Origin of the sequence: Sandaracinomonas limnophila (assembly GCF_004005965.1) — a bacterium.
Lineage (GTDB): Bacteria > Bacteroidota > Bacteroidia > Cytophagales > Spirosomataceae > Sandaracinomonas > Sandaracinomonas limnophila.
Map to the genome: position 1 here is coordinate 458,388 of NZ_SACY01000001.1, position 25,427 is coordinate 483,814.

The window sequence follows — 25,427 nt, forward strand, 5'->3', positions numbered from 1 at the left end:
TTTATATCAAATTTAACATTTTTTGAGTCGCTTTAATCGCTGAAACCGTTTGGTCAGAATCCAAACCCCGGGTGATAAATTCTTTCACCCCATTGTTCCAAGTAATAATCGTTTCACACAATGCATCTGTATCACCACCAGGTGGAATACGCACCGCATAATCTTTTAATTGCGGTAAAGATTTACCATTATTTTTAAATATTATTTCAAGCGCCTTCATGAAGGCATCGTATTGACCATCACCTTGCGCATGTTCCTCAAACAAATTTCCATCTATGGATATTTTCAAAGTCACAGAAGGTCTTAATTCTTTCGAATGAGTCAAAACATAATTGATAATTTGAACTTTTTCCTCGATGGAATTTGAGTCCAAAACATCAGAAATAATATAAGGCAGGTCATCTTGGGTAACTACCTCCTTTTTATCTCCTAATTCAATGATTCGTTGAGTAACCTTTTTAAGTTCTTCATCTGATAAATGAATACCTAAAGCAGCCAAATTGTTTTCAATATTGGCTTTACCACTCATTTTACCTAAAGCATATTTTCGGATCCTTCCAAAACGCTCTGGCATTAAATCATTAAAGTATAAATTATTCTTTTTGTCTCCATCTGCATGGATACCTGCTGTTTGGGTAAATACATTTTCTCCCACAACAGGTTTATTTACTGGAATTCTAAATCCAGAAAATGTTTCAACCAATTTACTTACAGAAAATAAAGATTCTTCAACTACAGAGGTTTCAATATCCTTATAAAAGTCCTTCAAGCAAGCTATTACTGAGGCAAGAGGTGCATTTCCAGCTCTTTCACCCATTCCATTGACTGTCACATGTAATCCATGAACTCCAGCTCCTACAGCTTCTAAGGCATTAGCTGTACCCAAATCATAGTCATTGTGGGCGTGAAAATCAAAATGTGATTTCGGATATCGTTGAATTAAATCAGCAATAAATTCAAAGCTTTCTGCAGGATTTAAAACACCTAAAGTGTCTGGTAAAAGAATTCTTTGAATAGGTTGTATCGTTAGGAAATCAAGAAATTGATATACATATTCCTTGCTATTTCGCATTCCATTCGACCAATCTTCCAAATATACATTCACCTTAATTCCTTTAGAAATTGCCAATGAAATAGTAGCTGCAATTTCAGAAAAATGTTGTTCTGGGGTCTTTTTTAATTGAAATTGCAAATGGTTTAGAGAACCTTTCGTCAACAAATTCATCACCTTTGCACCTGCTTTCTGCATCCAATCGACCGAAGTTCCACCATCAACAAAAGTCAAAACCTCTACTCGATCAATTGCATTATTTTGTTCTGCCCATTCTGTAATTTTCTTTACAGCCTCAAATTCCCCTTGAGAAACCCGCGCAGAAGCGACCTCAATTCTATCAACTTTTAATTCAGTTAACAACAATTGAGCAATGTGCAACTTTTCAGCAGCAGAAAAAGACACTCCGCTGGTTTGTTCACCATCGCGGAGGGTCGTATCCATTATTTCAATATATCTTTTCAAAAGAATTACTTTTTTGCAGCAAAAGATTCAATTTCAGACTTCATTGATTGTAAATAATCGATGTCGTCAAATCCATTCAACAAATTATGCTTCTTGTAACCATTTATAGCAAATGACTCAGAAGCTCCAGTAGAAAGAATAGTAATTTTTTGATCCTCTAAATTAACTTCTAATTCAGATTTAGGATCTTTTTCGATTGCTTCAAAAATTTGGTTCAAAAATTCGGGACTTACCTGAACAGGTAAAATTCCTACATTGATAGCATTTCCTTTGAAAATATCTGCAAAGAATGATGATACTACGCAACGAAAACCATAATCGTAAATAGCCCAAGCCGCGTGCTCCCTTGATGAACCAGAACCAAAGTTCTTACCCCCTACCAAAATTTTACCTGAATAAATTGGATTATTCAATACAAAATCTTGTTTAGGTTGATCATTTGAATCATAACGCCAGTCGCGAAATAAATTATCTCCAAATCCTTTTCTTTCTGTTGCCTTCAAGAAACGTGCTGGAATGATTTGATCTGTATCAACGTTTTCAATCGGCATTGGAACTGCCGAACTTTTTAATATAGTAAATTTATCGTAAGCCATTTTTTAGCAAATTAAAGATTATAAAAATTGTCTAGGGTCAGTAACAACTCCTGTAATGGCTGCAGCTGCAGCAACATAGGGAGAAGCCAATAAAGTTCTAGAACCTGGACCTTGGCGACCTTCAAAGTTTCTGTTTGAAGTACTTACCGCATATTTACCTGCAGGAATTTTATCGTCATTCATTGCCAAACAAGCTGAACAACCTGGTTGTCGTAATTCAAATCCAGCATCAGTTAAAATATCTAAAATACCTTCTTCTTTAATTTGAGCCTCAACAATGTGCGAACCTGGAACTACCCATGCAGTCACATGATCAGCTTTTTTATGTCCCTTGATAATAGAAGCAAATGCTCTAAAGTCTTCAATTCTACCATTCGTACAAGAACCAATAAACACGTAATCGACTTTTTTACCAATCATTGCATCGTTTTCATGGAATCCCATGTAATCCAAAGATTTAGCATAGGTTGTAGCGCCACCTTCTACTTCATTTGCAGAAGGAATATTTTTTGAAATACCTATACCCATACCTGGATTGGTACCATATGTAATCATTGGCTCAATATCAGCAGCGTTAAAGGTCAATTCTTTATCAAAAGAAGCACCTGCATCAGTTTTCAAAGTTTTCCAGTATGCCAATTGCTTATCCCAATCAGCACCTTTAGGAGCTAATTCTCTACCATTGATGTAATCGAAAGTAGTTTGATCCGGAGCAATCATACCACCGCGTGCACCCATTTCAATCGAAAGGTTACAAACAGTCATACGACCTTCCATGGTCATGTTTTCAAATACATCACCAGCATATTCTACAAAATAACCTGTAGCACCAGAAGTAGTCAATTTAGAAATGATATACAAGGCTACGTCTTTGGGAGTAACACCTTTGCCTAATTGTCCATTAACGTTAATACGCATTTTCTTAGGCTTAGGTTGCATGATACATTGCGAAGAAAGTACCATTTCAACCTCTGAAGTACCAATACCAAATGCAATGGCACCAAAAGCACCGTGGGTAGAAGTATGAGAATCGCCACAAACAATAGTCATACCTGGTAGGGTAATTCCATTTTCTGGACCTACGACGTGAACGATACCGTTTTTAGGATTACCTAAACCCCAGTGAGAAATACCATATTTTGCTGAATTTTTCTCCAATTGCGCTAATTGATTCGCAGAAAGTGGATCTTCAACAGGTAGGTGTTGGTTGATTGTAGGAGTGTTATGATCGGCAGTTGCAAACGTTTTTTCAGGAAATAATACACCAATACCTCTTTGTTCTAATCCTAAAAAGGCAACTGGCGATGTTACTTCGTGAATAAAATGGCGATCAATAAAAAAAACATCTGGACCATCTTCAATGTTTCTAACAACATGTGAATCCCAGACTTTATCAAATAATGTTTTTGGGGAATTGCTCATTATATCTAATTAATACTTCAAATTATCAATCTACAAAAATGCATAAAATTCCCTAAAATACAAAGAAAAAAGCCCTAATGTAAACATCAGGGCTTGAATTTTTTTGTAGATAGATTCTTATTTCAACGAATTTCCATAACCAACAATTAATACAGAAAGTAAAATAACCAAAATACCACCTATAACTGTGCGCATAGTCTTGGATGATACACCTTTCCATTCCTTAAAATATAAACCCCACAGGTTACTTGTTAAAATAATAGTTGCCATGTGTAAAATCCATGAAGAGGCACCATTTCCAAGTTTACTTTCACCCATTCCATAGAAGAAAAATTGCAAAAACCAGGTAGTTCCAGCAATTGCTGCAAAAAGGATATTTTTTTTCCAAGGACTTTCAGAATTTGTATAGTCACCAAATGTTTTATTCGAATTATTCAAATACATACACCAAATAAAATTGGTTGTAAATCCTCCCCATAAAATTACGACGAATATTACATTATTTTGAAACAATGGATCTGCTCCATTAGCAACTGCCGTGTGGGCCATTTCTTTTCCTGCCTCAATTCCAAAATTGAAACAAGCTGATAATAAACCTGAAATTACAGCTACAATTATTCCTTTACCAATATTAAATTCCTTGATACTTTCAGCTTTTTGCTCATGAGAAAGTTCATTCTCCTTCATCATACCAGCTCTTCCACAAAGAATAATACCCAGGATACAAACAAAAATTCCAAGTATAACAATTTTACCACCATCTGTTGCAAAAATTTGAGAAATTGTATCACCGCCAGCAATTCCAGTGATTTCTCTAAATATTGGTGGCAATAAAGAACCTACAATAGAACATAAACTTAGCGCAATTGACATTCCAAGCGACATCCCGAGATATCTCATAGCCAAACCAAAGGTTAAACCACCAATACCCCACAAAACACCAAATGTATAGGTCCAGAAAATAGTTGTACCTTCTGCATGAGAAATTATATCCATAAATCCAGGCACTGTAATAGCTGCCGCTATATATGGCACTAAAATCCATGAAAAAACACCTCCAATAATCCATGCAGTTTCCCAGGACCAAACCTGTATTTTGCGATAGGGAATATAAAAACTTCCAGAGGCGAAGCCACCTAAACTATGAAAAAGTAATCCTAAAATTGCACCCATGTTTAATTGTTAATTGTTAATTGTTAATTGTTAATTGTTAATTGTTAATTGTTAATTGTTAATTGTTAATGTTTAATTGTTTGATACTTTCCATAATTGATAATTAACAATTTACAATTAACAATTATAAAATCTATCCTTATAAATAACAAGGACAGTTAGATGGAAGACCGGATTATAAGATTAAATGGATTTTCAATTTGCTGTTTGGAATTTGATTTAATTAAATCTGCTGCAGTTTGCCCCATCAATTCAAAATCTGTAGAAATTGTACTTATTCCACTAAATAATAAACGTTTAATGGGAGTTTCATTGTAAGAAATCAATCCAACATCCTTTCCTAATTGAAAATTTTGTTCTAAAACGTTTTCCAAAATTGGAATCAAATCATCTTCCATCACAGTTATAAAAGCATCTCCCTTTCTAATTTTAATATCTTTACTTGAATTTAAAATTTCCATATCAAAGGCAAAATCTTTACAAAAATTGGTAAACCCTTCTACGATTTCATGCGGATAATAACTTGTATTAGGAAAAATCATCTTTAAAACCTGATATTTGGTCAATGATTCCTTTATTTCTAAAAGTGCTTTATAAATATCTTTTTCAAAATTTTCAAACACAGCACCAAAATCACCATCAATTCCTGCAGGTAATTTATCCATCAAAATCAACTTTTCTTTTGGGAGGTTATTAATTAATTGAAAAGCAATGTCGTCACTTTCCAAAAAATGAGGAATAATTACAATGTGAGAATAATCCCTGTCGCGAGATTCAATTATTCGTTTAAATAGATTGTAATCATTATTATACACATAAAAATCTATACTAGCTCCCTCACCCATTGCTTGCACAAAGGAATCATAAATTATTTTTTTGTGCCCACTCAATTTATTAAATAATAAAAATATCCGATAATCGTCTGATATTTTATCAACTTTGATAAAAAAACCTTTTCCACGAACAGAATCAATTATACCTTTTGATTTCAAATAATTGTATCCTTTTTCTATAGTTATTCGAGAAACAAATAATTCAAAACTTAATTCATTAATTGAGGGTAAGACATCCCCTTTTTTGATAGATTTATTTCTAATTCCATCTATAATAGAATCGGCTAATTGTCGATATTTTGGAGTTGACGAAAATTCGTCTAAAGAAATTACTGAAACTATATGATTATCCATTTATAAATAGGTCGCCATACAAGTTACTGTAAAAACAAAAAAACACCCAATTTCTCAGGTGTTTTTTCAAGTGGACCAGCATGGGCTCGAACCATGGACCCCCTGATTATGAGTCAGGTGCTCTAACCAGCTGAGCTACAAGTCCTCATCAACTTATTGCGTTAATGTGCTGCAAAATTAAATAAAAAAGCATTTATATGCTAATTTGAATAGAATTTTATTAATTTTCGGAAAATTTGTAAGCCCTTCATGTACCCTACTAAGATTATCAATGATCCAATTTATGGGTTTATTAAAATCAATAATCCTTTTATCTTACAATTAATCGACCATCGATTTTTTCAACGATTAAAGAGAATTAAACAATTGGGTTTAGCTGAATTCGTTTATCCAGGTGCTCATCATACCCGTTTTCATCATGCATTAGGTGCAATGCACTTAATGGATCAAGCATTAAATAATTTAATTGCCAAAGGGTACACCATTTCAGCCGCAGAGCGTGAAGCTGCAGAAATTGCTATTTTACTTCACGACATAGGTCATGGCCCATTTTCACATGTTTTAGAATATACCTTATTGCAAAAAGTTAAACATGAGGAGGTTTCTCTACTCCTAATGCATTTATTGAACAAGGAATTCAAGGGCAGATTAGATTTAGCCATTTCGATGTTTACTGGAAATTACCCAAGAAAATTCTTTCATCAACTTATTTCTAGTCAATTAGATGTTGACCGTTTAGATTACCTTTCTCGCGATTCTTTTTACACAGGAGTTCGTGAAGGATTCATTGGTTCAGAAAGATTACTTTCTATGCTAGATTTACATGAAGAGCAATTAGTATTAGAAGAAAAAGGAATATATTCTATTGAAAATTTTTTAATGGCAAGACGCTTAATGTATTGGCAAGTTTATTTGCATAAAACAGCCATTGCCGCAGAAAATATGCTCATTCAAATCTTACAAAGAGCAAAACATTTAATAGATAAAGGGGAAAAACTTTGGGGATCAGAACCCTTAATGCTTTTTTTAAGTAAAAATTTGAGCTGGGAAGAATTTTCTTCAGACCCAAAATATGTAGAAACTTTTGCAGAATTGGATGATCACGACATTTGGGCTGCCATAAAAAGTTGGAAACATTCATCAGACAAAATTTTAAAAAATCTTAGTAAACAATTTTTAGAGCGTAAATTATTTACCTGTAAATTAGGTACTCAACCCATACCTAAATCTAAGAAAAGTGAAATTTTTGATGATATTAAAAAATCCTGGGGCTTATCAGAAGAAGAATTATCTTATTTTTTAATTGAAGGTAGCACAAGTAATGCAGCTTATGTTCAAGGCGATAATACAATAAAAATTGTCGATAAACTAGGTCAAGTTGTCGAGTTAACCGAAGCATCCGATCTTCCAACTATTCAGGCATTGAGTAAGATTGTAAAAAAATACTATTTTTGTTGTCCAAAGAGCGTATATTTGCAAGGCGAATTATGCTAAATTAAAATTAATTTCGTCTCTTAATGAAATATACAGTAGATCAAATTGCACAATTAATTTCAGGAAAAGTTGAAGGTGATGGTTCGGCTATCATTTCGCAATTTGATAAAATCGAAGAAGGTAAATCAGGCAGTATTTCATTTTTAGCAAATCCCAAATACGAATCATTTTTATATGACTCCAAGGCAACAGCGGTAATTATTGCCTCTGACTTAGCCTTAAAAAATCAAGTAAATACAACTTTAATTAGGGTTGCTGACCCCTATTTAGCCTTTACCGTGTTGCTTCAAAAATACCAAGAAATGTCATCTCAAAAGGAATTTGGGATACATAAACAGGTTGATATTGATGAAACAGCACAATTACCTACCAATTTATTAGTAGAAGCATTTTCTTCAATAGGGAAAAATACATCGATTGGAAATAATACACAAATTGGTCAAAGAGTAAGCATTGGAAACAATGTTAGTATTGGAGAAAATTGTAAAATTTTCCCAGGAGTAGTGATATACAATGATGCGAAAATTGGAGATAATTGTACTATACATTCCAATGCAGTAATCGGTTCTGACGGCTTTGGATTTGCTCCCCAGTCTGATGGATCTTATACTTCAATTCCTCAATTAGGAAATGTGGTGTTAGGAAATAATGTTAGTGTTGGGGCAAATACGAGTATCGATCGAGCTACAATGGGTTCTACTCTGATAGGTAATGGAGTAAAAATTGACAATTTAGTTCAAATAGCACATAATGTAGAAATTGGTGATCATACAGTTATTGCAGCACAAGCTGGAATATCAGGTTCTGCCAAAATTGGAAAATATTGTATGATAGGCGGACAAGTTGGAATGGCAGGACATATTCAAATTGCTGATAAAACTATTGTAACAGCCAAATCCGGAGTAACCAAATCCTTTAAAACTTCAGGATTAACTTTAGGTGGTAATCCTGCAACTATCAACCACGAATTTTTAAAATCTAATGCATTTATTCGTCAATTGCCTGAAATATTTGAGAAATTAAAGCAATTGGATCATTCCGAAGAATAAGAAATATGAATAATAAACAACATACCATTTCAAAATCTGTAAGTCTTAGTGGAGTCGGCTTACATACTGGCGTAGTAGCAAATATGACTTTTGTTCCTGCTCCTGCTAATTATGGAATTAAATTTCAACGTATAGATCTTCCGGGTCAACCTATCGCTGATGCAGATGTAGATAATGTTGTTGATACATCAAGAGGTACAACAATTGAACAAAATGGTGCTAGAATAAACACTGTAGAGCATGTTTTAGCTGCAATGGTTGGTTTAGAAATTGATAATATTTTAATTCAATTAGATGGACCAGAACCTCCAATTATGGATGGCAGTTCAATCAAATTTGTAGAAGCCTTGCATGAAGCTGGATTAGAGGAGCAAGAAGCTGCCAGAAAGTTTTTTGAATTAACACAAGAGGTAAGATACAAAGACCCTTCCAAAGATATTGAATTAGCTGCTCTACCGTTAAATGATTACAGAATTGCTGTAATGGTAGATTATAACAGTAAATTTTTATCGAGCCAACACGCTAATCTTTCACACGTTAGCCAATTTGAAAAGAATTTTTCAATGTGCCGAACTTTTTGTTTCGTGCATGAATTGGAGGCCTTATACAAGGCAGGTTTGATTAAAGGTGGGGATTTAAATAATGCGATTGTTATAGCAGACAAAGATTATTCGGAAACTGAATTAGCTCATTTGTCGGAAGTAATTGGTAAACCAAAAGTTTCGGTTTCTAAAGAAGCCGGAATTTTAAATAATACAAACCTACATTTTACCAATGAAATGGCACGCCATAAATTGTTAGATGTGATGGGAGACTTAGCTTTAGTGGGCCGACCAATTAAGGCACAAATTTTAGCTTCGCGTCCTGGACATGCTTCCAATGTAGAATTAGCTAGAAAAATCAAAAAATTAATGTTGGAAACTGAGAAAAACGCAGTTCCAGTATATGATCCTAAGTTACCTCCTATTTGCTCTCATGAAAGAATCTATGAATTATTACCCCATAGATATCCTTTCCAAATGATTGACAAAATCATTTATTTAGATGATAGCTCGGTAGTTGGAGTTAAAAATGTTACAATGAATGAGAATTATTTCATGGGACATTTTCCGAACAATCCTGTTATGCCAGGGGTAATGCAAGTTGAAGCGATGGCTCAAACAGGTGGAATCTTAGTTTTAAGCTCAGTACCAGACCCTGAAAATTATTGGCCCTATTTGGTAGGTATTGAAAATTGCAGATTCAGAAAAAGTGTAATTCCTGGTGATACTGTTATTTTCAGATGTGAACTAACAGCACCTATTCGAAGAGGAATTGCAAAAATGATTGGTAAGGCATACGTTGCAGGGAATGTAGTGTGTGAAGCAGAAATGACAGCAAGTTTGGTAAGAAAATCTTAAAAACATGACACATCCCTTAACTTTTATATCTCCTTTAGCAAAAATTGCTGATAATGTTAAAATTGATCCTTTCACCGTTGTACACGAGGATGTAGAAATTGGGGAAGGTTCGTGGATAGGCTCAAATGTCACTATTTTCCCTGGAGCTAGAATTGGCAAAAATGTAAAAATATTCCCAGGGGCTGTAATATCAGCTGTTCCTCAAGATTTAAAGTTTGGAGGAGAAAAAACTACTTTAGAAATTGGTGACAATACAACTGTAAGAGAATGTGCCACCTTAAACAGAGGTACTTCTGATAGAAATAAAACTGTAATTGGGAAAAATTGTCTAATCATGGCATATGTTCATATTGCTCATGATTGTATAGTAGGCGACAATGTAATTATTGCTAATTCTGTACAAATGGCCGGACATGTTACTGTGGGTAGTTATGCCATTATTGGTGGTTCATCCGCAATTCACCAATTCTGTAAAATTGGAGCACATTGTATGCTTTCAGGAGGTAGTTTAGTTAGAAAAGATGTGCCTCCTTATACGAAATCAGGTAGAGAACCTCTAACCTATGCTGGAATTAATTCAATTGGCTTACGTAGAAGAAATTTTACTGATGAGAGAATTGCTGAGATACAAGAAATATATCGTTATGTCTATCTAAAGGGTTTAAATATCAACGATGCATTGGGTAAAATTGAAGAAAATCTTCCGGCATCACCTGAAAGAGACGAAATTTTGGAATTTATTCGTTCCTCAGAAAGAGGAATCATGAAGGGATAATGCATATTGTTGCAGAAAATTTGGAACGAAAATTTAGAAAGGAATATATCTTTCAAAATTTTTCGTACACTTTTCACTCAGAAAATTCTTATGCAATAACAGGACCCAATGGATCTGGTAAATCTACTTTAATGAAGATTTTATCAACATATTCCCTTCCCACAAAAGGTTCCCTAAAGGTTTTTAATGAAACTAAAGAACTAATAAATCCAGATCATCAGCATCAATACATTTCGTTTGCGGCACCGTATACCCAACTAATTGAAGAATTTACCCTAGAAGAACTAATTGATTTTATTCTTCCCTTAAATTACATCCCAAATACTTATTCTATCCAGAAATTTGAAGAATTTATTGAACTAAAACCCGATAGAAATAAATACATTCAAAATTACTCTTCTGGGATGCGTCAGAAAATAAAATTAGGTTTGGCTTTAATATCAAATCGACCAATCCTCCTTTTAGATGAACCCTGTACAAATCTTGACAGGCATGCAAAAAATTGGTTTTTCAAGAAATTATCAGAAAATGAAAATAAGCTAATAATTATAGCTTCAAATGAGGAGGAGGAAATTAATTTCTGTAAAAATCAATTATCAATATTGGATTTTAAATAAAAAATTTTGATATTTTTTTTGTCCCTAATGTTAAAAATATCAAATTAATTCCAATAAAATATAGTAAATCTGAAAGAGTTAATACTCCTTTGCCAATACCATCAAAATGTGTTTTAAGTCCAAATTGCTCCATATCCACCGAAACTAAGGATTTAATTTCTGAGGGCAATTGCCAAAAAATATAAATACTTGCTAAGCCTAAAACAAATGCTACAGATTGTTTTTTCGTAAATAATGAAGCAACAGAAGCAATTTGAATAAAGGTTAAACTGAGTAACATAATGGCAATGTATTGTCCAAATACTATATAATAATCTAGTTCACCATTAATTGATAATTTTTTAATAGAATAAACATATAATAAGGTAGGAAACAAAATAATTATCGAAACAGCAAATGCTCCTAAAATCTTACCTAAATATATTTTTAAATAAGAAATAGGTAAAATCCTTATTAAATCCATTGATTTATTTTCTTCCTCTTCAGCAAACAAGCGAATCACCAAAACGGGTATAAAAACCAATAAAAACCAAGGTAAAAAGTTGAAAAAAATTGTCATTTCAGCAAAACCGAATTCCAGTAAATTACCTTCCAAAACCCAAGTGTATAATCCCAAAAGGATAAATAAACTTAACAAAATTCCAACACCTAAAAAGGAAGAAAAGAATTGAACAAATTCTTTTTTGATGATACTGTACATTATTCAAAAATAGATTTTTCCTTTTTCATTATACCTGAAACAATTAATCCATAAATAAAATACAGGACTACCGACATAAATACAATTGCGACAAATTGAACACCCGGACCTATAAATAGTTTGGTCATCTTAACAGCTTGATCTATTTGACTTTGAGACATTCCTTGTTCCTCATACTTTTCGATCATCATATTCAATTGTTTGGTTGTGGAACTATCGTCTATGAAGCTTAAATAAATGTAATTAAATCCACCAGAAACTAATCCAGAAATTGCCCCTAAAAGTGTAGATAAACCTAATCCAGTACTATATTTCAATTCATCCTTATTAGCTTCACGAAATTCACGAATTGCCAAAACAAGAAATGTTACGGAAATTACTAAACTCAAAATCGAACTAACCCAAGCATATGATTCTTGAAATTGATCTAAAGAACCTGAATATTTATAAACAACTGTAAATAAAAAGCTAACAAGAGCATTAATTAAACCCCATTTTAAGGCTATAAAAGTATAAGAAGGTGTCTGTTGAATTTCGGATTCCATATTACAAACGTTTGTAGTAAAGTGAGATTAATAAGTTAGGTAAAAATCCTAAAGCAATTTTTTGTACAAATTCATCTTTTGCAATACTTCCTGCCGTGATACCTTGCACTCCTTGTACCAATTGAATTAAGTACTCCTTCCCCTCTCGAGATTCAATTTGAGGAGAATATTTCTGAATTTCAGCAATACTTTGTATTACAAACTGCTGTAAAACTTCCTTTCCTGTAAATGATTCATAAAATAAATGCCAACCATAGGCTCCAAATCCACCAACTAAAACAATTAAGGCATATTGATAGGCAAATAATTTTAAAAAATGGTATTTTTCTTGAGAATGATCCTTTGAATATCTATATACTAAAAACCATTGTGCGACTAATAAAAATACAAAAGTGGGTGCTTTTTTACCACCAAGAGGAATTACATTTAATTGATACAAAACATAACAATAAATCGCACTTAGTAACAAAACTGCAAACGTTAATAAGCCCAAATTTTTCCAATTCCAATCCTTCATAAACTATTTAAATACTTGAATAATTTGGGTTTTAAAATTAAAGCCAAAGTAGGGCGAATTTTTAGATAAACTTAAATTAGTACTTTCTTTGAATTCGACAGAAGATTTTAAGTCAACAATTGAACCAACAATTGATTTACCAATTTCTAAATCATCATCCTTAATTCCTAACAATTTTTTAGGATTAGAACTTAATGCTAAACTTACTGTTTTAATATCTTTTGAATTAAATCCTTCAAAAGCACTTTGCATCAAGGTTTGAATACCAATCACACCAAAGGATGCCAAATCAAATTCGATTTCTTTTAACTCTACTTCTATCGGATGATGGTCAGAGACGATTGCATCAATTGTACCGTCTAAAACTCCGGCCTTCAGAGCCATTTTATCCTCTATCGTGCGTAATGGAGGTTTTATTTTAAAATTAGAATCAAAATCTGAAACAGCATTTTCATCAAATAACAAATGTTGACTACTTACTGAACATGTTACAGGCAAACCCTTAAATTTCGCTTCTTTGATCAATTCCACAGATTCTTTTGAGGAAATACAGTAAAAATGTAAACCAAAATTTGGATTTAAATTTCCAAAAGAATGTTTAATCACATATTCCAACAAATCCAAATCGCGTTTGATGGATAATACTTCACTTATTGTTGGAATACCTTTCAATCCAGTTAATGTACTTTGTAAACCTTCATTTATTTGTCCAAACATTGATAAATTATCATTGTTTGGCTGTGAATAAATAACAACATCCTTTGTCATCAAATATTGCAAACATTTTAAAAACAGGTCTGCATTTTGAAGGGTTGAATCTTTATGTGAAAAACCTTTCACCCCAGCACTTGCCAAATCCATTAAATCGGCAAAATTTTCACCCTTGTTGTCAACCGTCAATGGAGCCATTGGTATAAACCTTGGAAAGGAATCCTTATTTATACCTTTAATATATTCAACACTTTCTACAGTCTGGGTTGGAAATTGCCCTGTTGGTAATAATTGAACATAATGAATTCCTCCGGCTATTGATGCATTTTGAAGGCTAGTCCAAGTTTCTCGATGTTCATTTCCTGGAAGGGTATTATGCACACGTAAATCAACCAAAGCAGGTAAAATGGCCAAATCCTTACCTTCCACTAATGTGTCAGATTTTTGAATGGGAAGGTTATCACCCATTTCCAAAAGTTTACCTTTTTCAATTCTCAGGTCAACCTTCTTTCCAAATGATTTGGATTGATTAAATAATACCGTAATTGCTTTATATATTGTTGCCATATATTCAAAAAAAAGCCCTGATAAACAGGGCTTCAAATCAATGTCCTACAAAACCTTTATAGGTCGCTACATCCATTAAAGTATCTAGTTCAGATACATCAGATGGTTTTATTTTCACAATCCATCCTTTTCCAAAGGGATCTGAATTGATTAATTCCGGTGAATTTTCCAATTCAGAATTAAATTCAACAACTTCTCCCGAAATTGGCATAAACAAATCTGAAACAGTTTTAACAGCTTCTAAGGAACCAAATACTGCATCCTTATTTAATGTTTTGCCAGCTGAATTGACATCTACATAGATAATATCACTTAACTCTCCTTGAGCAAAATCACTTACACCAACAATTGCTACCCCCCCATCCATTTTAACCCACTCATGCTCCTGGGAATACTTTACGTCTGATTTAAAATCCATAATTTTTAGTTTGATACAAAGGTCGATATTTCTTCTATTTTTTGCAAATCAAATTTCATATATAACCCGGAGTTTCACTCCAGGTTATAATAAGTGAACCCCTGCGGGGTTCGTTGCATTTTTCACTTTCAATTTAATCTATTCACTTAAACTGTACCTAATCTGAAATCCACCTGCTACAGTAGAACGATAAAATGAATTAGAAACCAATGGATTGTTAAACATCTTATCAAAATAGGCTGTTACCGACAATTTATTATTCACATTATAAGATATCTGCGGTCTAAATTGAAAATTAATAAATCCTTGGGTAACAATTGTTTCAGCATCTAATTTTCGTTGAAGTGTTCTTGTATCGCGTATTGTTAAATTACAATTGAAACGAAGATCATTCGGTAATTTCACCTTCTTGCCATTTACCGTAATAGGTAAAGTTAAATTAGCCTTGGTAAAGCCAATTGAAACAGTTAAATCTTTATTCGACAATTCTGCTACCTGTGAATTCGATAAATTCAATCCTACACTTCTATCCTGAGCATATTCAAAACGTAAACTTACTTTTGATTTTGTAACAGCATTAAATCCTATCAGTGGAGCAAACCTTTCTGTAAATGTTAGGGTACTCATTACATACACTGGAATTAAGGTATTAACTGTAACCTTAGTACCCTCTACCATTACTTGTTTTTGTTCAAAACGAGTGGATAATGGATATAATAAAGATTTTAAAGTCAAATTTAAATAATCATTATAAAAACTTCCATAATCCAAAGAGGAAACAAAATTACCAACAGAATAAGTAGAGGTATAGGAATGATTTAAACTAAATGAACTAAACTTTTTAGAAATAAAAGGAAAAATATTTAATCCATTATAATCAACTCTCCAATTAGGAAGTGGTAAATCATAGAACGGACTAAATTTAACATTACGAGGATCTAAACCGGAATAACTTGCAAAAAATGCTGGTACTAATACATCTTGCGAATTAATATTGTATTCTCCAATTCCTCCTTCATTTCCCATAGTATTTTTATAGGCAGCTTGTAATCTTTCAAGTAAAATAGATCGATTTTGTCTAAAGTTTTCAAATACTACATTCGGATCTTTAAAGGCTGTCATAAAGGATAAAAAAGACATTGAATAATTACCCGAACGAATAGGAGATTGATGCTGAAAAACACCCGTACTATCTGGTCGGAAAAACTCTTGGTAATTATCCCCTCTTGTATAATTTCCTTCTACCTGAATTTTTAAATCTTTATTAGGTTCTAATTGAGTCACATAAGTAAATCGTTGATTGGATATTTGAGTAAATGGTATATTTTGCTCTTTACTCTTTGTCAACCAACCGCCGGCTTTTGCCTTATCTAATATTCCAAAATCCTGACTACCACTTACAAAATCAAAGCCAGGTGCCCCCCAATTACCATTCATTCCCAAAACACCTGAATTTGGTAAAAAACCTGGTAAGGTAGTTGATTCATTGATTGAATAATTCACTTGAATTCCTCGAAGGGTTAATAATAAACGAGTCAAAGATTTAGCTACATTTTTTTGAGGAATTTCAAGTTCTTCATCATCTCCAGGACTTCGGGCCACATCTTTGCTATAATATTTAGGAGAACTTGCCCACCGTAATGCACGGATTCTATTATAAAGTGATACAAAATCGACTTTACCAGTTACAGTTCTGTCGCGACCATTCTTAATAATATTTCCAAATAAATTACCCGCATCATCACGTAAATCAAAACTATTTGCCATATAGTTAAAATTGATTTTATGTGAATAATCTAAATTCATCCAATCGGTCAATGGTGTTTTTTGAAGAGGCAAACGATACACAAATCCTGCTTGCTGATCGAAACTTTTGGTACGTCCAAGATTTCGAATATTTATCATAACCGAATCTTTCCATTTCTCTGAACCCGCCTCGCCAAAAGGTTCATCGATAATTGAATTAGCCATTGCGGAATAATTAGCAACAATACTTTTAGTTAAGTTCCAATTTAAAGCATATTGTCGATTAAAATACCAATACTTTTCAAACTGAGGAGTAGCCGCTGCAAAGGTTTCATCGCGCATTTGTGTTTTTAAGAAACTCCTATCCATATCCATTCGAACAGAAATAGAAGAGGGAACTAAATTAAAGTTAATATCCCTAATGAGTGGTGCAAAATTTGAAGTACCTTTTAGTTTTTTAAAGGGTTCGACATAACCTGTTTGTGCAGAATAAGAATATATGAAACCTCCCTTGTATGAACTTTGACGAAAATCAGCCATTAAAGGACTCGTGCGAATCATTTCAGAAAAAGCATAATTGAAGGTAAAATTTGACAAATCCCAAATAAAATTATGCTTTGCCGTATTTGATCGAATTTTTCTAACATTAGAAAAATTATAACCACTTCTAACAGTATTATCTTCAGCTGTTAATCGTAAATTATTTGCATCTAAGCCCCCTTTAAAATTCTGCAAAGAAGCGATTGAATTTTCAAGAAAAATATCCGGATCAAAGGGATCAAATTTTGGACTGATATTTTTTCTGTCGTAGGTTATATAAAATGGAATTTTTAAGTTCCAACTCTTTGGTAAAAATCTTTCTAGACTCAAAGAAGCTGAAATTCCATATTCAATATTATTATCTCTAGATCGTTCGGATATCTTTGTTTGAACTCCACCAAATCCATAATTTTTAAAGGCCCCATTCAAATTAACAGTACCCAGATCTGCTAACTTAATTGCCATTTTTCCAATAGCTGCATCACCAGATGTTTGGTCAAATCCATTAGTTCTTAATTCATCAAACCAAACATTGAAATTTAATGGAACTTCTGAACCTTGGTTTTTTACTCCAATTACAACATTCATTACAGCGCTAAGGTCTGGATTACCACGTACATAAATAACATAATTGGAATTTGGAATTTCATATCTATACTTTTCTTGATATCCCCTACCTTGTTGACTATTTCTAGCTGTTTTGGCTTTTTTCAATAAATCTAAATCAATATCAAACTCATTCTCCAAAGGCCAAACATCTACATCGACAGCAGATTTTTTCGCCAAGGTCAAATTCGTTTGTACAATTTCATAATAATTATCTGTCACATCAGTTCCTAAACGCATAAAAACTGCTGCTTTTGATAAATCACCTTGCTTAGTAATTGGATGCTCTTGCATGGATACAAACATTTTCAAGCGTTTGTAATTTAACATATCAACGATTGTATTTTTAAATACAGCACGTGATTTACCATTTTTAAGATTTTCAACTTTTAAACTTAGCGATTGCTCATTTAATCTTGCGTTATTAATAGTTGTAATATCCTGATCACGAACAAAACCTGGTGGAACAATATAAGGAATGGCATTACCAGCAGAAACGCTATTTTCTTCAATATTAGCAGTTCCTACAATAAATTTAGTCTCAGGATCAGTTTCTGCTTCATTATTAATACCACCTGTTTTATCTAAATTTCCGACAAATTTTCGATAAGAATATCCTGAAAGTTGTAGTTGTGCAAATCGTAAAATAACAGGATCTGAAAATTCACTTAACATCATTCGCATGAAACGAATGGATTTAAAAGATTTTCCTGGATAGTTTTCTTTTAATGGGATTCTAAATAAATACCAAGTAGCATTACCATCATTTACCTTATCAACTACATATTTGTTATTATCTAATGTATTTTTTTGTAAATCTATTTCATAAGAATAATAATTCTCAACTTCATTTACTGTGTTGTCGTTATTTAAATCTTCTCTATCGGGTTGAACTGTGTTGGCTTGAGAAACATTATTTGAATTTGGATTATCCGTGTTGGGGGAATTTTTCTCAAGCCCCATATAATTTTTATAACGCTCAATAATACTTGCTTTTTTTGTATTTAACTTTTCATCTAAATAAAATTGGTAATCATCGTTGGCTGGGTCTAAGGTAGATATTGACTTAGCTGTACCATCCGTAATTTTATTTAAATAATCTGAAAATTTAGTTAGTTCAGAAGGTATCGAATTATCTGAAGAATTATTAGGCAATCCATCTAGTCCAACATCTTGTTTATCTCTCCCTGAATTATCAAACGCATTAATTACAAATTGTCGTTTAGGTGCAATACCAAATTTAGTATCATAATAATTTACATCTTTTTGTAAAATTTCATTCGATGGAATACCATTTTCAAAATTGGAATAGGAATCAGGAATGAAATCTTCAGAAACGTCACCCAAATGGAATGTTAACTTTCCTCCTAAAGACCCTCCAGCCAATGGATTTGTATTTCCATCTCGAATTCGACCTGCCTCTCCAGAAATAAATGGATCCATCAACCAAAATTCTAATGTTTCTACATTTGCATTTTCAAAATCAGTATCTGAAGTTATGGCCCTAGTTATTACACCAAAATTTTTCTTTGGATTTTGATTTAATACGACTAAACCATTTTGAGCCTTTAGGTTTGGATTAAAATTATAAATACCTCTTTCAGAAGGAAAATAGGATACATCTAAAACTCCTAATGGTAAACCAGTTATATTATTTGCAAAATCTTTTCCAGGAAATAATCCCTTAGGTGATACACTTCGTTCATAGGCAAAAGAAGAAACATCCTCAACCCCAGGTACAGAAATACCAAAACTTCCCTGCCCATAAATGGACGCATCAACGGTATATGCAGAAATTTTTGCGCGATTAAAATTTGATTCCAAATTACCCCTAGTCAAAGAATTACTTCTTAAGTAATCTTCAGGTACAGAACCTGGCTTCCAAGCCGTTGGATTGGAATTAAAATTATAAATAACGCGAGTTGCTTCAAAGTCATCAATAAATGCATTTCCCTGCACTCGATCATTTACATTAGGAATTAATTTTGCATATTCCCCTTGAAAATCAATAATTGATGCTTCTTTTGTGGAAACAAAAGGTAATTTATCAAATAGATTAGTGATGAAATTTGATTTTTTCACAAATGATGCATCTACCCCTAAAAGAGTGTTATTTACAGGTTCATTTCCGATGGCAACTCGTCTAAAAAATGCCGGAGGCGTTTCACTCATGTTTTGTACAGTAGCTCCCAAACGCATATCCTTACTTACAAAATAATCCAATCTTGTACCTAGGAGTGTCCTAACTTGGTTAGAAAATAAATCAGGCTTTTCGTAACAAACCCTTATTTCCCTTCCAGAATTAAATACACTTTCATTAATTATTTTTACCTTACCTGTTGGGTCTACCATAAAATCAGAGCCTTGACTTAAGGATTGCCCCCCTGCTGTAACAGTAACTGATTTTGGATCTACACCAAAGGGTAAACTAATATCTCCACCTATACCCGATTGATAAGAACCTTTTATAAAAAATTTATTCTTGGTCGTAACTTGTGCTGCATCGGTCATTGTATTGGTATACAATTCATCGAATCCGTATTTATTTACATCTACTTTCGATTTTAGAAAATTGGATGAAAATGGTTCTAAAACAGGGAAAATAATTTTACCATTTTTAGAATCAATAGTAATTTCATCAACGAAATCGTAATTACCATCTTTTTGAGAATCACCTGCAAAATTCAATTTATCAAATCCTAATCCCTCTACCCACGGTACATCCTTATAAATACCAATACCTTCAATCATATTGGTATTATCAATACCTGTTTTATCATCTTTATAAACTATTTTTAATTGAAAACCCTGCTTATTAATAGCATTTGTATTTAATGAATAAATATTTTTCATCATTAAATCCCACATTTCCTTACCCTTCGACTCTTTTAACTGATTCCTCAAGGTTGATGATTTCAATAATTTCAAAAAGATCACTTGATCATCTTTACTGGCTTGGTAATCTTCTGTTAACTCTCCAACTTTATATTTACGACCATTAACCGTATATTCATAAGCAACAGCCAAAACCTCATCATTTCTAAGGGGTGCAATTAAGGAAATATAACCTAGTTGGGGATGAAATTTAAATTCTCTTTCAGACAATCTTTTTGCCCCACGAATAATATCAAAATCCAACCCACGCTGATACGATGGAAAATTCTTCTGAATATCCTCTGCTATTTCATTGGCCTTTCTTTCAGAATTTTGAACTATTTTCGTAAAGCTCTCATTATTAGCCGCAGGAGCATTATTACTTTGTTTGTCAATATCATACAATGCCGCCAAGTTCCTCAGTGTTTCAGTATTCTGTGTACGATTTGTTACATATACTTCAACTCGGGTAATTTGAACTCCACTCAATATAACAGGAAGCTTTCTAAGATTTTTTTCATAATTATCTCTAAAATATTTAGACAAAAAGAAATTTCGATTTTCATCATATTGCTCTGCACGAATCTCATATCCTCTTCCTTGGGTACCTCCTTTTAAATTAATACAATCTTGCTTTGAGCGCTGTTGGGCAGCAACTAATGTTACATCTAGGTTACCAAAACGCATTAATGTTTTAATTCCAAATAAATTTTGTACTCCAGGAATCAATTGAGAATTTAGCGTCCATGAGGTATTACCAACCTCTATATTTTGTAAAATATCTTCCTCTTGGGTTTTCCAATTTAATTTTAATTGGTTTTGAAAATTAAAACTAGCCTTGGTATCAAAATTGGTATTCAAATTTAATTTATCGCCAATTTTACCTTGGAAATTAAATTGAGCTTGTTCATTAAAATATAAATTACTAATTCTTCGTAATTGAATTGGAACTGCAGGATTATCAACAAATTGACTCATGTATCCTACATCCAATAATAAACTTCCATTGGGCTTGATAGAAATTTCACTTCCTCCAAAAATACGATCTATTGAAGGTGGCAATTCAATTTTTGGAAACAAGCCCCTAGATTTCATAGAATTATCGCCATCCAATGATTTTGAATATGCAGACCAAAAACTCCGATTTACCTCTCTATTTTGTTGTTGATTAAAATCCGAAAACTGTGTAAAACTTTGATTAGATAAACTTGATTTCCCTATTTTTTCTTGGGACACAACCTTCCCCTTATTTACCTGAATAGACTTTTTAAGTGACTCATTAGAATAATAATTAAAAGGAGATTTACCTTTAATTTGATTACTAAATGTAGAATTTTTGCTTTTAAATTGATAGTTAGGTCTCCTCCCACTTTTAATAACAGTTGTATCAATACTTGTAGATTGTCCCCAAAGTAATATTGGTACTAGATTTAAAAAGAAAACATTTTTACTTAAAAATTTAATCAAGTGGTTCACAGATAAACAATTTAGATTAATTTAACGAAGGGCTAATTTTATTAAATCTTCTATAGAACACGATGGATTATTTTTCAAAATCAAATCAATACTCTTTTCAGCAGAACTTTTAGGAATTCCTAAAGTTACTAAGGCTGCTAATGCTTCTTGTCTTACCAAACTTGAACTTCCTTTTGGAAGATCTACATTTGCTAAAAGGCTATCTTTCTTTGATTTATCTTTTAATTCTAAAATAATTCTTTGCGCAGTTTTTGAACCAATCCCTTTAATGGATTGAATCATTGTAACATTTTCATTTGCAATCCCAGCTCTAATTTCCTCTGCAGAAAATGAAGATAACATAACTAAAGCTGTGCTTAAACCTACTCCTGAAACAGAAATCAAATCTAAAAACATATTTTTTTCATTCAAATCAGAAAATCCCACTAAAGTGTGAGCATCTTCTTTAATTTGCAAATGTGTAAATAGTTTTATAGCCTCTTCTCCTTCTTTGAGGGCATCAAAAGTTTGTAAAGAAATTTTGCACTCATATCCAACCCCATTAACATCAATGATCACTTGGGTTCTATCTTTATAAGCTAATTTACCTTTTAAATAAGCAATCATATTAAGAAATTCTAAGTTTCATACCAGGTTTAATAACAAGGGTACGCAATCGATTTAATTGCTTTAATTTTTTCATTGTAAGTCCATCATATTTTGCTACGATATCCGACAAGGTATCTCCTGGCTTAACTTTATGAAATTTAACTTTTTTCTTAGAACTTTTGGGAGCAACATATTGACTGATTAATTCGGATGATTTTTTAATGGAATCATTTTTGGCTAATTCTTCAACCGTAATCCAATTTTTCTCTAAAACCCAAATTAATTGGCCTTTTCTAACCTTATTTCTGCGTATGTGGTTAATCCGTTTTAAATCAAATAAACTAATATCAAATTTTCTAGCAACTTCATAGATATTCTCTCCCTTTTTTACCTTATAACGTACTTTTTCAAAATGTAAAACTTTTGTTAAGCTAGTAGCCAATCCTTTTCCGTCGCTTGATGCAGAATCTAATATTGCCTGACGATTTGCTTTTATGAATTCTGATTTAAATTTTGGAATTCTTAAAACATAATTTTTAGAATTTTGAGGCAAGAAATTTGTTAAAATTTGTGGATTTAAATGTTTTAAAGTATCTAATCCAAACCCTGACAATTGTGTAAATGTTGCTAAGTTTTTATATCCTGAAACAATAAGCGTATCGGAAGGAATAAAATAATTCTCTTTTTCGGGATGAATTGCATAGTCCCAATTGTAATTCATCATGTAGGTGATTGCTATAAATTGAGGAACGTAAGCGCGAGTTTGCTTAGGTAGACAATTATAAATATCCCAGAAAGTATCTCCTTTACAATTTCGAATTGCCCTTTTTACATTACCCATACCTGTGTTATAGGCTGCTAAAACTAAATGCCAATCACCGAAAATACTATACAATCTCCGCATATATTTACAAGCGGCTTCCGTTGCTCTTTCTGGATCAAATCGCTCATCAATCAAAGGATCAACTCGTAAACCAAAATCCTTTGTGGCTGTATAAGGCATAAATTGCCATAAACCTCCTGCCCCTTTATTTGAAAGTGCTCGTGGATCTAAGCCAGATTCGATCAAGGACAAATACTTTAATTCATCAGGCAAATTGTATTGCTTCAAATACTTTTCATACAAAGGAAAATATAAATCCCTCTTTTCAAGCATTCTTTGAGTAAACTCTGATTTTTTAAATGCAAAATATTCAACAAACTGATGTGTTTGAAAATTATAATCCAAAGGAATTTGATTATTCATCTGTTTCAAACGTGCTTGAATAATTCCAGGATCAATCATCCAATTTGTTGGTCCTCCCTGTTCCACTTGGGCGAGTGAGTCAATTACTTTTGAATCTAATATAGGTTGATAGGAATTCCATACTTGTGCCTTTGCATTTTGCAAAAACAGCAAATAAAAAAATAGCCCAAAAAAATATTTAAAATTCTTCATTAAACTAATTCCTTACTTAATGCTACTATTTGTTTTTCATCAAAAGCCTTACCCATAATTTGAAAACCCATTGGCATACCTGAATCATCGTTTCCCATTGGAATAGAAATAGCAGGTAATCCTGTAACGTTTGCTTGAACGGTAAATAGGTCACCTAAATACATCTGAATGGGATCTAAGGTTTTTTCTCCAATCGAATAAGCTGTTGATGAGGTCGTAGGAGAAATTATAAAATCACAATCTTTCAAAATAGTATCTGTGTAATCCTTAATCAATCTTCTAACCTTTTGTGCTTTTGTATAATAGGCATCAAAATAATCTGCACTTAACACAAAAGTTCCTAACATAATACGTCGCTTAACCTCCTCTCCAAAGCCTTCAGATCGTGTTTTTTTGTACATATCTATTAGATTGTGTGGATTTTGCGTTCTATGCCCAAATTTCACACCATCAAATCTTGACAAATTAGAACTTGATTCAGCTGTGGTCAAAACGTAATAAGTCGGTAATAATTGTTCCAAATAAGGAAAATCAACTGCTTTAACTTCATAACCCAAACTCTTCAATTGCTCCAAGCGATCAAAAAAAGCATTTTTAATTTCAGGTTGTAAACTTGAATGCTCAACTATTTCCTTAATATATGCTACTTTCTGTGTTTTTGTATAATTTCTTGCTGTTTCAAAAAGTGTACTATCGTTTCCATCTTCCCCAGCAATTACCTCCATAACCAGGTCCAAATCCGAAACAAACTTTCCCATTGGACCTATCGTATCAAATGATGAGGCATAAGCAATTAAACCCCAACGAGAAACTTTGCCATAAGTTGGTTTTAATCCAGCAACACCACAAAAAGCAGCTGGCATTCGAATAGACCCACCAGTATCCGTGCCTAGAGAGACCTGACACATATCTGCTTGCACGGCTACAGCAGAACCACCAGATGAACCTCCTGCAACTTTAGATTGATTTTGAAAATTCAAAACGGGTCCATAAGCTGAATTTTCATTGGTAGAGCCCATTCCAAACTCATCGCAATTTTGGCGACCAATAATAATTGCATCCTCATCCAACAATCGTTGAACAGCTGTTGCCGAAAAAGTAGATTTAAAGGTATTTAAGATTTTGGAACCTGCGTAAGAATGATGGTTCTCGTAGCAAAGTAAATCCTTAATTCCCACTACCATTCCTGCTAATTTACCTGCTGTTCCTGACTTTATTTTATTATCTACCTCTTTTGCACGTTGCTTCGCTTCATCACCATATACCTCCAAAAATGCATTTAAATTTTTATTATTTAACTCAATTCTATTTAAAAAAGATTCAACTACCTCCAAACAGCTTATAGAACCTTGGAATAATTGCTTGCGTAATTCAGTATAAGGAACAGGAATATAATTCATCAAAACAGGGACTATTTTAAACACAAAAGCATAGTTGAATTTCTCCAACTATGCATTTATCAAAACAAAAAT

The 25,427-nt window shown here is 32.8% G+C and carries 19 protein-coding genes and 1 tRNA gene; 5 read left to right on the plus strand and 15 right to left on the minus strand.

Annotation, left to right across the window (positions count from 1 at the left end):
* Position 1 precedes the first annotated feature (1 nt).
* The 6 genes from EOJ36_RS02055 to EOJ36_RS02080 all read right to left on the minus strand — a co-directional run bounded on the left by EOJ36_RS02055 (position 2) and on the right by EOJ36_RS02080 (position 6,039).
* Positions 2 to 1,495, minus strand: coding sequence for an alpha-isopropylmalate synthase regulatory domain-containing protein (locus EOJ36_RS02055; protein ID WP_127802641.1), 1,494 nt, complete (start codon positions 1,493 to 1,495; stop codon positions 2 to 4).
* Between the two features lie 26 nt (positions 1,496 to 1,521).
* Positions 1,522 to 2,112, minus strand: a complete 591-nt coding sequence (gene leuD / locus EOJ36_RS02060; RefSeq protein WP_127802355.1) for a 3-isopropylmalate dehydratase small subunit — start codon at positions 2,110 to 2,112, stop codon at positions 1,522 to 1,524.
* An 18-nt stretch (positions 2,113 to 2,130) separates the two neighbouring features.
* Positions 2,131 to 3,534 carry a 3-isopropylmalate dehydratase large subunit gene (gene leuC, locus EOJ36_RS02065; RefSeq protein WP_127802356.1) on the minus strand — a complete coding sequence of 468 codons (1,404 nt, stop codon included), beginning with the start codon at positions 3,532 to 3,534 and terminating at the stop codon, positions 2,131 to 2,133.
* Between the two features lie 117 nt (positions 3,535 to 3,651).
* Positions 3,652 to 4,707 carry an L-rhamnose/proton symporter RhaT gene (gene rhaT / locus EOJ36_RS02070; protein WP_127802357.1) on the minus strand — a complete coding sequence of 352 codons (1,056 nt, stop codon included), beginning with the start codon at positions 4,705 to 4,707 and terminating at the stop codon, positions 3,652 to 3,654.
* Between the two features lie 158 nt (positions 4,708 to 4,865).
* Positions 4,866 to 5,894, minus strand: a complete 1,029-nt coding sequence (locus tag EOJ36_RS02075; RefSeq protein ID WP_127802358.1) for a GntR family transcriptional regulator — start codon at positions 5,892 to 5,894, stop codon at positions 4,866 to 4,868.
* Positions 5,895 to 5,965: 71 nt separating this feature from the next.
* A tRNA-Ile gene (locus EOJ36_RS02080) sits at positions 5,966 to 6,039 on the minus strand.
* Between the two features lie 104 nt (positions 6,040 to 6,143).
* On the opposite strand from EOJ36_RS02080, the gene EOJ36_RS02085 reads away from it, so the two are divergent.
* From EOJ36_RS02085 to EOJ36_RS02105, 5 genes are read left to right on the plus strand one after another with little or no spacing between them, the layout of a single operon-like run.
* Positions 6,144 to 7,388: an HD domain-containing protein gene (locus EOJ36_RS02085; RefSeq protein ID WP_127802359.1), complete on the plus strand. Its 1,245-nt coding sequence runs from the start codon at positions 6,144 to 6,146 to the stop codon at positions 7,386 to 7,388.
* Positions 7,389 to 7,411: 23 nt separating this feature from the next.
* Positions 7,412 to 8,437, plus strand: coding sequence for a UDP-3-O-(3-hydroxymyristoyl)glucosamine N-acyltransferase (lpxD, locus tag EOJ36_RS02090; RefSeq protein WP_127802360.1), 1,026 nt, complete (start codon positions 7,412 to 7,414; stop codon positions 8,435 to 8,437).
* Between the two features lie 5 nt (positions 8,438 to 8,442).
* Positions 8,443 to 9,837, plus strand: a complete 1,395-nt coding sequence (locus EOJ36_RS02095; RefSeq protein ID WP_127802361.1) for a bifunctional UDP-3-O-[3-hydroxymyristoyl] N-acetylglucosamine deacetylase/3-hydroxyacyl-ACP dehydratase — start codon at positions 8,443 to 8,445, stop codon at positions 9,835 to 9,837.
* Positions 9,838 to 9,841: 4 nt separating this feature from the next.
* Complete coding sequence (gene lpxA / locus EOJ36_RS02100; protein WP_127802362.1) at positions 9,842 to 10,612, plus strand: acyl-ACP--UDP-N-acetylglucosamine O-acyltransferase; 771 nt, start codon at positions 9,842 to 9,844, stop codon at positions 10,610 to 10,612.
* Positions 10,613 to 10,632: 20 nt separating this feature from the next.
* On the plus strand, positions 10,633 to 11,229 hold the full coding sequence (locus EOJ36_RS02105; RefSeq protein ID WP_164847810.1) for an ABC transporter ATP-binding protein: 597 nt from the start codon (positions 10,633 to 10,635) through the stop codon (positions 11,227 to 11,229).
* Here the strand turns inward: EOJ36_RS02105 and EOJ36_RS02110 are convergent.
* The 9 genes from EOJ36_RS02110 to gatA form a co-directional block, all read right to left on the minus strand.
* The gene (locus EOJ36_RS02110; RefSeq protein ID WP_127802364.1) at positions 11,222 to 11,929 is read right to left on the minus strand and encodes an ABC transporter permease; all 708 of its coding nucleotides are present in this window, start codon (positions 11,927 to 11,929) and stop codon (positions 11,222 to 11,224) included. The genes EOJ36_RS02105 and EOJ36_RS02110 overlap by 8 nt on opposite strands.
* Entirely contained in the window at positions 11,929 to 12,474 is a 546-nt protein-coding gene (locus EOJ36_RS02115; protein ID WP_127802365.1) for a DUF4199 domain-containing protein, read from the minus strand. The genes EOJ36_RS02110 and EOJ36_RS02115 overlap by 1 nt, the downstream gene beginning before the upstream one ends.
* 1 nt (position 12,475) lies before the next feature.
* Positions 12,476 to 12,991, minus strand: a complete 516-nt coding sequence (locus EOJ36_RS02120) for a DUF4199 family protein (protein ID WP_127802366.1) — start codon at positions 12,989 to 12,991, stop codon at positions 12,476 to 12,478.
* 3 nt (positions 12,992 to 12,994) lie between these two features.
* Entirely contained in the window at positions 12,995 to 14,269 is a 1,275-nt protein-coding gene (locus EOJ36_RS02125; RefSeq protein ID WP_127802367.1) for a dihydroorotase, read from the minus strand.
* 37 nt (positions 14,270 to 14,306) lie between these two features.
* Entirely contained in the window at positions 14,307 to 14,687 is a 381-nt protein-coding gene (gene gcvH / locus EOJ36_RS02130) for a glycine cleavage system protein GcvH (protein WP_127802368.1), read from the minus strand.
* Positions 14,688 to 14,825: 138 nt separating this feature from the next.
* Positions 14,826 to 21,929: a T9SS outer membrane translocon Sov/SprA gene (sov, locus tag EOJ36_RS02135; RefSeq protein WP_164847811.1), complete on the minus strand. Its 7,104-nt coding sequence runs from the start codon at positions 21,927 to 21,929 to the stop codon at positions 14,826 to 14,828.
* Between the two features lie 21 nt (positions 21,930 to 21,950).
* Positions 21,951 to 22,535: a Holliday junction branch migration protein RuvA gene (gene ruvA, locus EOJ36_RS02140; protein WP_127802370.1), complete on the minus strand. Its 585-nt coding sequence runs from the start codon at positions 22,533 to 22,535 to the stop codon at positions 21,951 to 21,953.
* 1 nt (position 22,536) lies between these two features.
* Positions 22,537 to 23,955: a lytic transglycosylase domain-containing protein gene (locus tag EOJ36_RS02145; RefSeq protein WP_127802371.1), complete on the minus strand. Its 1,419-nt coding sequence runs from the start codon at positions 23,953 to 23,955 to the stop codon at positions 22,537 to 22,539.
* Positions 23,955 to 25,355, minus strand: a complete 1,401-nt coding sequence (gene gatA, locus EOJ36_RS02150; protein WP_127802642.1) for an Asp-tRNA(Asn)/Glu-tRNA(Gln) amidotransferase subunit GatA — start codon at positions 25,353 to 25,355, stop codon at positions 23,955 to 23,957. Before gatA ends, EOJ36_RS02145 begins: the two co-directional genes overlap by 1 nt.
* Between the last annotated feature and the right edge of the window lie 72 nt (positions 25,356 to 25,427).

Coding starts and splice junctions, on each gene's coding strand:
- gcvH (WP_127802368.1), bottom strand. CDS start 14,687: ATGGATTTTAAATCAGACGTAAAGTATTCCCAGGAGCATGAGTGGGTT.
- EOJ36_RS02145 (WP_127802371.1), bottom strand. CDS start 23,955: ATGAAGAATTTTAAATATTTTTTTGGGCTATTTTTTTATTTGCTGTTT.
- gatA (WP_127802642.1), bottom strand. CDS start 25,355: ATGAATTATATTCCTGTTCCTTATACTGAATTACGCAAGCAATTATTC.
- leuD (WP_127802355.1), bottom strand. CDS start 2,112: ATGGCTTACGATAAATTTACTATATTAAAAAGTTCGGCAGTTCCAATG.
- rhaT (WP_127802357.1), bottom strand. CDS start 4,707: ATGGGTGCAATTTTAGGATTACTTTTTCATAGTTTAGGTGGCTTCGCC.
- lpxA (WP_127802362.1), top strand. CDS start 9,842: ATGACACATCCCTTAACTTTTATATCTCCTTTAGCAAAAATTGCTGAT.
- EOJ36_RS02055 (WP_127802641.1), bottom strand. CDS start 1,495: ATGGATACGACCCTCCGCGATGGTGAACAAACCAGCGGAGTGTCTTTT.
- EOJ36_RS02075 (WP_127802358.1), bottom strand. CDS start 5,894: ATGGATAATCATATAGTTTCAGTAATTTCTTTAGACGAATTTTCGTCA.
- ruvA (WP_127802370.1), bottom strand. CDS start 22,535: ATGATTGCTTATTTAAAAGGTAAATTAGCTTATAAAGATAGAACCCAA.
- EOJ36_RS02125 (WP_127802367.1), bottom strand. CDS start 14,269: ATGGCAACAATATATAAAGCAATTACGGTATTATTTAATCAATCCAAA.
- EOJ36_RS02095 (WP_127802361.1), top strand. CDS start 8,443: ATGAATAATAAACAACATACCATTTCAAAATCTGTAAGTCTTAGTGGA.
- EOJ36_RS02115 (WP_127802365.1), bottom strand. CDS start 12,474: ATGGAATCCGAAATTCAACAGACACCTTCTTATACTTTTATAGCCTTA.
- EOJ36_RS02120 (WP_127802366.1), bottom strand. CDS start 12,991: ATGAAGGATTGGAATTGGAAAAATTTGGGCTTATTAACGTTTGCAGTT.
- EOJ36_RS02110 (WP_127802364.1), bottom strand. CDS start 11,929: ATGTACAGTATCATCAAAAAAGAATTTGTTCAATTCTTTTCTTCCTTT.
- EOJ36_RS02085 (WP_127802359.1), top strand. CDS start 6,144: ATGTACCCTACTAAGATTATCAATGATCCAATTTATGGGTTTATTAAA.
- lpxD (WP_127802360.1), top strand. CDS start 7,412: ATGAAATATACAGTAGATCAAATTGCACAATTAATTTCAGGAAAAGTT.
- leuC (WP_127802356.1), bottom strand. CDS start 3,534: ATGAGCAATTCCCCAAAAACATTATTTGATAAAGTCTGGGATTCACAT.